Here is a 2,461-nt window from a genome sequence, read left to right on the forward strand (position 1 = left end):
GCCGCAGCCGGCGAACCCGGCGCGGTCGCGGAACCCGGCGCGGTCGCGGAACCCGGCGCGGTCGCGGAACCCGGCGCGGTCGCGGCGGAGCCCGCGTCGCCGGGCGGCGGCAGGATCTGCGGCGTCCCCTTGTCGGAGGCGTCACGCGGTTCGGTCACAGGGCCCCCTCCCCCGATGAAGATGCGGAGACGGCGGCGCGGGTCGTCACAGCCGGTACCCGACGCCCGGCACGGTCTCGATGACCGGCGGGTCGCCCAGCTTCTTGCGCAGCGTCATCATCGTCACTCTGACCACGTTGGTGAACGGGTCGATGTTCTCGTCCCACGCCTTGTCCAGCAGGTCCTCCTGGCTGACGACGGCGCCCTCGGCCCGCATCAGCTCCTCCAGCACCGCGAACTCCTTCTTGGTGAGGTGGATCTCCACCCCGTCCCTGGTCACCTGACGCCTGCCGGGGTCGAGCCGGATGCCGGCGCGTTCGAGAACGGGCGGCAGCGGCGGCGCGGACCTGCGGCCGAGCGCGCGCACCCGGGCCACGAGCTCCATGAACACGAAGGGCTTGGCCAGGTAGTCGTCGGCGCCGATCTCCAGCCCCTCGACCTTGTCGTCCACGTCGCCCGCGGCCGTCAGCATGATGATCCGCGAAGCCGACCGCTGGGCGACCAGGCGCCGGGCCACCTCGTCACCGTGCACCTTGGGCAGGTCACGGTCGAGCACGATCACGTCGTAGTCGATGTAGCCGGTCTTCTCCAGAGCGGCGGCGCCGTCGTAGGCGACGTCCACGGCCATCGCCTCCCGGCGGAGGCCGGTGGCGATCGCGTCCGCGAGCACCCGCTCGTCCTCCACCACAAGCACGCGCATCAAGTCCTCCTAGCTGGTACGACGCCCTCATTGTGGTCACATTCGACGTAAGCCGCCGGTAAGCGGTTCCAGCGCTCTACGTGACGTAGAGCACAGAAATTCACAGGTTTGCGGTTGGTCCGGACATGGGTAAGGCCCGTGACACCCTCCATTGTCGTGTGCCGGGGAAGGGCGCGCCTCTCCGCAGGAGCCGCGCCGGAGCCCCCGGTGACGCGTTTCGCCCCCTGAGAAAGAAGGTGAGATGGGCGAGTTCACGACCACGATCGAAACCAGGCTCGACCAGGCCTACAAGGGTCTTGAAGAGGCCACCACGAGCGGGGACGACTTCCTCGCCGACACACTCACCGCCGAGATCGAGGACCTGCACCGCCTCGCCGAGGATCACGGCATTTCCATCCCGCGCTGACCGCCAGGAACACTGACGAGGGGGCCCGCCGATGGCGGGCCCCCTCGCCTGTGTGCCCGGGCGAACTCCGGGCGCCGGTACCGGCGGATGCCAGACGCGTGACGCCCGGCGCTCTACGCACGTTGTGCCCGGGGCACTCTGCGCGAATTCACCGCGAATCCTGCGCTAATCCTGCCCGGCCCCCTTGTGAACTCTGCGGGAACCGTCGGCGGCTCCTGATCAGGCGCGCGGCGACCACCGGCTCGCGGCCCTGAACCGGCGCGGCGTGTGGCGCCGCCGGCGTCACGCGAAGTCGTCACGGTCCACGTCGGCCTCGGACATGGCCTCCTTGAGCTTGGCGGCCATCTCGGTGTCCTGTGATCCGCGCGAGTCGCCCTGCTGGGCGGGCGCGGACTGCCGCGACAGGGCCGGGTCGTCCTGATCGGTCTTGGGGGCGTTCTCTTCGGGAACGGTCATGTCCTGCTCCTTCCGCCGTCGTCCTGCGCCGCGTACCCGCGAGGCGGCCGGGCATGCCGCCGGGACCTGGGCAATCGCTCCAGCCGGCGCGTGCGGCGGCCTCAGGTTTGCCGTCAGGGACACGGGTAGGGCCTCCGGTCCCTGTGGACGGAAAGGTGGAGCGTATGGAACGGGAGCACGAGCCGGGCTCGCCGGAGGGCATGACGAAGCAGGAGGTGGACAGCCGCAGCGACCTCGCGCGGTGGATCAGCGGGACGCACGTCTTCCCGGCCGGCCGGGAGGACCTGCTGGCCCGCGCCGCGTCCGAGTCGGCGCCGGACGGGGTGCTGTCCGCCCTGCGGTCCCTGCCGGACCGGACGTTCGACAACGTCGAGGACGTGGCACGCGAGCTCGGCGTCGGCGGCAGGGAGCAGCGCGACTGACAAGCACAGAGCAGCGCGACTGGCAAGCACTCAGCAGCGCGGCCGACAAGCACTCAGCAGCGCGTTGGCGACCACGGCGCCTCCGGACGCGATGGGGGCGCCGACGGGTCCGGCGAACAGTGGCCGGGCCGGTCGCGGAAGGAACGCGAGGTTCGCTCCGCTCTGCGGAGCCCCGCCCCCTGGAACGGACCGCGGCGCCGGCCGGGTCGAAAACGCCCGCGCCGCCGGCGCGGCCCGGGGCCCGGGGCCGCCGAGGCCGGCGGGGGGGGGGGGGGCGGGGCGAGGTCGGGAGAGGACCACACCGAAAGACACCACCGAA

The 2,461-nt window shown here is 71.8% G+C and carries 4 protein-coding genes; 2 read left to right on the forward strand and 2 right to left on the reverse strand.

Annotation, left to right across the window (positions count from 1 at the left end):
* Positions 1–204: 204 nt before the first annotated feature.
* Positions 205–858, reverse strand: coding sequence for a response regulator transcription factor (locus AB0J39_RS39200; protein ID WP_363474245.1), 654 nt, complete (start codon positions 856–858; stop codon positions 205–207).
* 241 nt (positions 859–1,099) lie between these two features.
* Here AB0J39_RS39200 and AB0J39_RS39205 point away from each other — a divergent pair, with 241 nt between their 5' ends.
* The gene (locus AB0J39_RS39205) at positions 1,100–1,264 is read left to right on the forward strand and encodes a hypothetical protein (RefSeq protein WP_169949406.1); all 165 of its coding nucleotides are present in this window, start codon (positions 1,100–1,102) and stop codon (positions 1,262–1,264) included.
* A gap of 282 nt (positions 1,265–1,546) precedes the next feature.
* Here AB0J39_RS39205 and AB0J39_RS39210 read toward each other — a convergent pair whose 3' ends face one another.
* Positions 1,547–1,720: a hypothetical protein gene (locus AB0J39_RS39210; protein ID WP_363474247.1), complete on the reverse strand. Its 174-nt coding sequence runs from the start codon at positions 1,718–1,720 to the stop codon at positions 1,547–1,549.
* 164 nt (positions 1,721–1,884) lie between these two features.
* Between AB0J39_RS39210 and AB0J39_RS39215 the strand changes: the two genes are divergently transcribed.
* Complete coding sequence (locus AB0J39_RS39215; RefSeq protein ID WP_363474249.1) at positions 1,885–2,142, forward strand: DUF2795 domain-containing protein; 258 nt, start codon at positions 1,885–1,887, stop codon at positions 2,140–2,142.
* Positions 2,143–2,461: the final 319 nt, after the last annotated feature.

Source organism: Microbispora sp. NPDC049633, assembly GCF_040675265.1.
GTDB lineage: Bacteria > Actinomycetota > Actinomycetes > Streptosporangiales > Streptosporangiaceae > Microbispora > Microbispora maris.